Source organism: Dolichospermum sp. UHCC 0352 (assembly GCF_009711925.1).
Classification (GTDB): Bacteria; Cyanobacteriota; Cyanobacteriia; order Cyanobacteriales; family Nostocaceae; genus Dolichospermum; species Dolichospermum lemmermannii.
The window spans coordinates 21,815-28,282 of record NZ_VIKY01000232.1; the positions used below are offsets into that span (position 1 = coordinate 21,815).

General features: G+C 38.6%; 5 protein-coding genes. 2 read left to right on the forward strand and 3 right to left on the reverse strand.

Going from position 1 to position 6,468, the window contains the following annotated elements; all coding sequences use genetic code 11:
* Entirely contained in the window at positions 1-471 is a 471-nt protein-coding gene (locus FJR06_RS16625; protein ID WP_168651839.1) for a hypothetical protein, read from the forward strand.
* Between the two features lie 93 nt (positions 472-564).
* Complete coding sequence (locus FJR06_RS16630) at positions 565-1,338, forward strand: transposase (RefSeq protein ID WP_168651840.1); 774 nt, start codon at positions 565-567, stop codon at positions 1,336-1,338.
* Positions 1,339-1,399: 61 nt separating this feature from the next.
* On the opposite strand, the gene FJR06_RS16635 is transcribed toward FJR06_RS16630, so the two are convergent.
* From FJR06_RS16635 to FJR06_RS16645, 3 genes are all read right to left on the reverse strand, one after another.
* On the reverse strand, positions 1,400-4,000 hold the full coding sequence (locus tag FJR06_RS16635) for a GUN4 domain-containing protein (protein ID WP_168651841.1): 2,601 nt from the start codon (positions 3,998-4,000) through the stop codon (positions 1,400-1,402).
* A gap of 102 nt (positions 4,001-4,102) precedes the next feature.
* Positions 4,103-5,614, reverse strand: a complete 1,512-nt coding sequence (gene trpE / locus FJR06_RS16640; protein ID WP_168651842.1) for an anthranilate synthase component I — start codon at positions 5,612-5,614, stop codon at positions 4,103-4,105.
* A gap of 278 nt (positions 5,615-5,892) precedes the next feature.
* Positions 5,893-6,309 carry a photosystem I reaction center subunit II PsaD gene (locus tag FJR06_RS16645; protein WP_168651843.1) on the reverse strand — a complete coding sequence of 139 codons (417 nt, stop codon included), beginning with the start codon at positions 6,307-6,309 and terminating at the stop codon, positions 5,893-5,895.
* Positions 6,310-6,468: the final 159 nt, after the last annotated feature.

Consider the following 6,468-nt stretch of genomic DNA (forward strand, 5'->3'; position numbering starts at 1 on the left):
ATGATGGAAAATGTACTAGGATGTCAGTTTAATCAATTCCCCCTAAATCTTACCTACATAGTTGATATAAGCTATTTCGACGGTTCACTACTATCAGTATTTAAAAGTGAACATGGAGACTTTTATATTTATAATTGGTGTGATGTAGATAATCAATTCAATCGCTGGTTGGTTTTTAGAGTTAAGAGAAAATCATTAATAAAGTATTTGGAGCGTCAACTTAGTTTACAGAATTTAGTATTGTCACCAATTGATGGATTTCAATATTTGTTGGATATTGGTGATAATCTGGATGTTAAAAATACTTGTGTCGTGCAGCCTTATAACTTGCCAAAATCATATATTCCTGGCAAAAATTCATATTATAATGATTTACAGTTAAAGCCAGAATCCTTAGAGGAAGACAAAAAAATAATTAAACAAGAAATATATTCAAAAGGCCAAGAAGAAATCAAATTACTCATAAGTTGATTGTAAAAATAGCTTAGATTTATTTTCAAGTCCTCCTAATAAAAATACAATTTTTTCTGGTATCTTGCAGAAGTAATTTAACTAATAGGATAAATGTCCCGCAAACCACGCAACCTCAAGCCAGAATGTTGCCATCATATTACTACTCGCTGTAATAATCGTGAATTTCGCCTAACTCGTAATGAATGTCGGGAAGTGTTTATTTATGCTATCAAAAAAGCTGTAGATAAGTTTGGGTTTAAGCTTTATGCCTTGTGCATTATGAGTAATCATGTTCATTACTTGATAGAACCGAAAAAGCCTGAAGACCTCCCTAAAATTATGCACTGGTTAAATTGGTACACTGCTATGTGTTTTAACCGGATGCTAAACCGTACAGGGCATTTTTGGGAAAGGCGATATCACAGCAGCGAGTTTGAGAAGACGGATCACAAAAGGGCATTGAATACGTTGCGATATATTCATGCTAACCCAAAAGCGGCTGGAATGCAGCAAGGTTTTTTCTATGACTTTAGCAATTACGGAACTTATGACCGACTTAGTAATGATGGCTTAACAGAATGGCATCCTGCATTTTTGCAGCTAGGAAAAACTTTAGATGAATGTGCTGCTAGATATCGGGGGTTTTGTCGCAAGTACAAGCCAAAGCCAAAATCAGAAAAGCGTAACCACTGGGGAAGCAAGCTATTAGCGGGAATGAAATTGAAAGGGAAGCCGAATAAAAAGAAGACATCACCAGGACAAATAAGTCTTCCTTGGAATGAGTGGGAACCAACAGACCCAGAAATTAAGGAAGTGGCAGATAAATTTGTTTTTGCGAATTGCTACCCAGAAGGAAGGGGGAGTACCAGGTATCGAAAATCGTAAAAACCTAGAAAATCCGTGGAAAAGTAGGATATAAGAAATATTTATGATTAGGCTGAAAGCTTTATATGTTACAGTCTACAAGTCTCTGCGCGAGAGAATACATTTGATATTCTTTTATGTTTAATGGTTTTTTCTTTATCACGAGTATATTAGTAATAATAGTAGGGAGGTGTCCTATAGGGGCTTGTATACTATAATTTAATACTGTATACCACTCTAATGCGCTATACGTTTTTTCCAAGTCTTTACCTTGTGCTTCATAGATCCGCTTTTGGACACTAAAACCAAAGCGACCATCACTATATTGTACCCAAAGTTGGTCAATTGTGCGGAGGACAGAACAAGGAAATTTTTCAATAGCATCAACATCTAAGTAGCCTTGACTTTCTCGTTTTGCCACCTTGAGCATCATTTCTGCTGTTTCCTCATCAGCCTCACGCCAATTTCCAGCAGCTAAATAATCTAAAAGTTGTTTGTATTGTTGTGGCCATTGGTCTTTAAAAACTCTAATTCCTTCCCCATCATTTTTATTTTCTTGAGTCCAACAAGTAAGATGTTTATCATCTTTTGCTGGATATTGCTTTGCTTCTGCTTCTGTTGGTAATCTATAACGAATTAGGTTGTTATCAAAATTAGAATTTAAACTCAACCAAACACAGAACCGATTAGCAGCTTGAAAACTAATTCTAGTAACAGGTTGAGTAAGAGAAATATTACTGACATCAGCAGGTAAAAAGCCTTCTTCAACAGTATTTGTCCCAAAGGTATCTTTGATAAACTCCTGATACTCTGCCAAAGTAATATAACTCTGATCAATTTCTTGAGTTTCATTAATTCTTAATAAGCCATTTAACCTTCTAACTAATTTCACCTGTGCTGCTAGTTGGGCAATTTTCGGATCTTTAGATGATAAACCAGCTTCGAGAATATCTTCAAGTTGGATCTGTGTTTGTGGTTCTACTTTTTTACCTTCTTTCAGACAATCATAAGCTAGAGTCAAGGAAGCAACATTTTGATTTTGTAAAGCTGCTGTAATTAAATTTGTGGCATCACTTTGAGCAGCATAAAGGCGAATTGTTTCCGCCCACCAAGAATTATCAAAGTTGTCAATTAATATTTTTTCTTGCTGTAACTCTTTTACTTCAGCCGCAGCTAAATATTCCTGAAAACTCAAATGAGCAAATTCAAAAATACCTTGTTCTCTTTCCACTATCAAACCACTAACATCTTTAACTTGTTCTAAAAATTCTGCTGGTGTTAGTGTAATATTCACTATTGTTTGTAGTTCACTAGCAATTAAATTCTCAACTCCTGCTGGTTCAAAAGTGCGAGTTTCCCTTTGCATCAAATCCAGTGCTAAAACTTGCAATACTGATTTATTTTGTTCAGATGTCAGAGGCGCTTTAATTTTCTTCGCTGCTTGTCGCATTCCCAAAAGTAAATCACAAATTTTCTGATACAATTCCACCCTCCGTCCTGGTAAGGCACTACCGCTATAGTGAACAGTAGCAATCATTGTCACCAAAAGCGGATTCGTGGCCATATCAGCAATAGCACGATTATTAATAATCCGCTCAATTAAATCTTCAGCATTTTTCTTAGCTTCTGCCCTTACTGCTTGATTATTTTTCCCAGCGCGACTTCTGATTTCAGTTTGCAGATACCAACTATTAATAAATAGTTTCATCTGTTCTAGAGTGAATGGTAGAACTTTCAGAATAACTCCTACCTCATCCACTGGCGCACTACTATAACCATAAGGACGAGAAGTAATGATAAAAGCTGTTTGGCGATAAGTTGCCATTTGCTTATTTACCCATTCACTTACCTGCGAACGTTCATGACTATCAGCAACTTCATCCAGTCCATCTAACATCACTAAACATTTGCCGTTTTTTAATTGTTGATTAAACCAATCTGTTTGAGGTTTGAGTTCAGCAAAAGCAGGTTGAGTTTTCAGATGGTTGGTAATTATTTCTGGTAAATTCGGAGGTTGTGGACTGGTAATTTCTTCGCGGATATCGCGTAGGTACAATAATATTGGTAGAAATTTGGGTGCTTTATATTTGCGATGACCATTTTTGGCATAGGTCAAAGTCAAATGCTTCAACAGGGTTGTTTTACCATATCCAGGGGGAGCAATCACAGCCATGCAGCGATAACTGTCTTGTTTAGAAATAGCAGCTAAAAAATCCCAAATTTCTTGATTTTCAATATTATGAATGGTGTGTTGATTAGAAACCATTGCGCCAGAAATATTTTCTAAATTACCTGTTTCAACTTTTAGCGGTACAAAGACATCTTCTAAATCCAACACGGGTAAACCAAATGTAGATCCTTCTGTTTTAAAGTCACAATAAATATCAACTAATAACCTTTTATATTTACTCTGAAATCCTGAAATACTTTTAATAACTTTACTCGGTAAATCGTCTACTTGTTTACCAACCCACAGTGCAGCTTTTTCTCCTTTTTCCTCTGCCTTTTTTTCTAGGGTTTCCATAAATTTGCCGCTAAACTTTACCCAAATAGAAGAAACAGCAGTCAGACAGGTGGAAATTCCCGCTTCTTTCCATTGGTGACTAAGAAGAAAATGACCCGTTACACCGAGTCCAGTTCCTGTAGGTAGCCATTTAACTAATTCCTGTGTAATATTTCCCATCTACCAGACTCCAAGTAAGTATTTACACAAATACGATTGAATACATTTTAATACAAAGCTTTGCGTCTTTGCTCCTTAGCGTCTCTGCGCGAAAATAAATTCTCAACGCAAACAACGAATTGCTTCTAATAACCCTCTAGCTTTATTCAGAGTTTCTTCATATTCCTTTTCGGGGTCAGAATCAGCCACCAAACCTGCACCAGCTTGGACTGTAACCGTCTGATTATGTAATACCATAGTTCTGATAGCGATCGCACTATTCAATTGTCCTTCAAAATCGTAATATCCATAGACACCAGAATACACACCTCGGCGACTTGGTTCTATTTCATTAATAATTTCCATCGCCCTGATTTTAGGCGCACCGCTGACAGTCCCAGCAGGAAAGCACGCTTTGAGTAAATCCCATGCGGTTTTACCCGGTGCTAACTTACCCACCACATTACTCACAATGTGCATCACATGAGAGTAGCGTTCAACGATCATTAATTCATCAACCTTAACACTACCGCTGCTGCACACCCGCCCTAAATCATTGCGTCCTAAATCAACTAACATGACGTGTTCGGCGATTTCCTTGGGGTCTTGAAGTAAATCAGCGGCTAAAGCTGCATCTTCCTTTGTTGTCTTCCCTCTGGGTCTAGTTCCCGCAATGGGACGGACTGTGGCGATAATTTCCCCTTCATCATTGCATTCGGCTTTGACCATGACTTCGGGGCTAGAACCGATAATTTGCCAGTCTTGGAAGTTAAAATAAGCCATGTAGGGCGAAGGATTGATTTGCCGCAAAGAACGGTATAAAGCGAAGGGATTACCTGTATATTCTGTGGATAAGCGTTGCGAAATAACGACTTGAAAAATATCACCAGCTTTGATATGTGCTTTAGCTTTTTCTACACTAGCGCAAAATTCGGGACGGGTAAAGTTGCTGGTATAGTCCTCTATGCCCGCTTTAGGCTTGTTTCCGGGGGCTGTCCAAGTTAATTTGGTGTTTTCTGGTGATAGGGGCAAAGATAGCTTCCTAACCATTTCCTGAATGCGATCGCTCGCCTTTTGATATGCTACCTCTAACCCGGCTGGATCACGTAAATCTGCGTAGGCGATCGCCCAAATTTTCCGTTTTACCTGGTCAAAAATCAATAATTGGTCTACCTGCATCCATAATCCATCAGGGATGTTGCGCTCATCTTGAGCATGAATTGGTACACGCGGCTCAATCCAATTAATTAATTCATAGCCCCAAAACCCAAATAAACCACCAATTCCTGAAGGTAATTCCGGTAATTTTACTGGGTGATAAGGTGCTAAACATTCCGATAAAACTGTAAACGGATCACCTATAAAAACCTGTTGATCACCATTTCGATGGGTTTGGGTTGTTTTATCACCCCTAGCTTCCAATATCCACAAAGGATCACAGCCTAATAAACTATAACGCCCTACAGTTTCCCCACCTTCCACCGATTCCAGCAAAAAGCTGTAAGGTTGATCTGCACAAACTTTATACCAAGCAGATACAGGTGTATCTAAGTCGGCTATCCATTCCTGATACACTGGCACAAAATTACCTTGGACAGCAAGCTTTTGAAACTGGTCGAAATCGGGGAAAATCATAAATAATTAGGTTTTGCTGAAAAAATTTTTCGTGAAGGCTAGGAGTCAGGAGTCACCGAGTCAGGAGTCAGGAGTCAGGAGTCAGGAGGAAAGAAGGAATTATATAGAACTTAATAGCTTTTGAATATCCATGAAACGATTGATTTATAAAGGTTTTACATTTATTAAGCAAACCCTAATTAACAATTAAAAATTAAGAAAGAGTTTTTTGTCATGGGTAAGGGGGCAAAGTTTTTTTCTTCCCCATTACCCATTACCTATCACCCATTACCTAGGGATTAAGCATCGTGAGTAGCTTTACCGCTGAATTTGATTTGTGCAGGGTTGGGGTTTTGACCGATTCTGCGGGGTACGTGACGCACCATAGAACGTCCAGCATTTACTTTTTCAGGGAAAACGCCATCAGCAGGGTGAATCATGGTAGTTTCGCCGCCGGGGAGAATGCGGTAAACTTTGTAATCGGTAATTTTGAATTTGCGAAGTTGCGCGCCTAAAGCAATACCGTACTCTTTGCGAGCAATGTAAAGTAGGTTTTCGCCTTTTACCATTTTAGCAGCGCCACCTGTGGGCATTTCAAAGACTTGCTCTTTAGGGCTTGTCCAGGTGATAGCGTACTTTTCTTCTACTTCTGCTTTTGTGAGTAGTCCGCCAGTGCTGCCACCAAAGATTGGGGTTTTTCCAGTCAAAGTTGCCATAAACTGTCTCTTGTAGGTTTTTACGGCATACTAACATTGGAACTGGACTTATGTTGCGATCGCGTTATAGACTGTAACAGTTTTTAGTAATTAGTTGGTGGTTAGTTGTCAGTTGTCCGTTGTCAGTAGGGGCGAAGCATTTGGAAGATAAATTATCGG

What these genes read in the sequence shown, in the direction of transcription:
- FJR06_RS16625 (WP_168651839.1), top strand. Translation starts at nt 1, where the DNA reads ATGATGGAAAATGTACTAGGATGTCAGTTTAATCAATTCCCCCTAAAT.
- FJR06_RS16630 (WP_168651840.1), top strand. Translation starts at nt 565, where the DNA reads ATGTCCCGCAAACCACGCAACCTCAAGCCAGAATGTTGCCATCATATT.
- FJR06_RS16645 (WP_168651843.1), bottom strand. Translation starts at nt 6,309, where the DNA reads ATGGCAACTTTGACTGGAAAAACCCCAATCTTTGGTGGCAGCACTGGC.
- FJR06_RS16635 (WP_168651841.1), bottom strand. Translation starts at nt 4,000, where the DNA reads ATGGGAAATATTACACAGGAATTAGTTAAATGGCTACCTACAGGAACT.
- trpE (WP_168651842.1), bottom strand. Translation starts at nt 5,614, where the DNA reads ATGATTTTCCCCGATTTCGACCAGTTTCAAAAGCTTGCTGTCCAAGGT.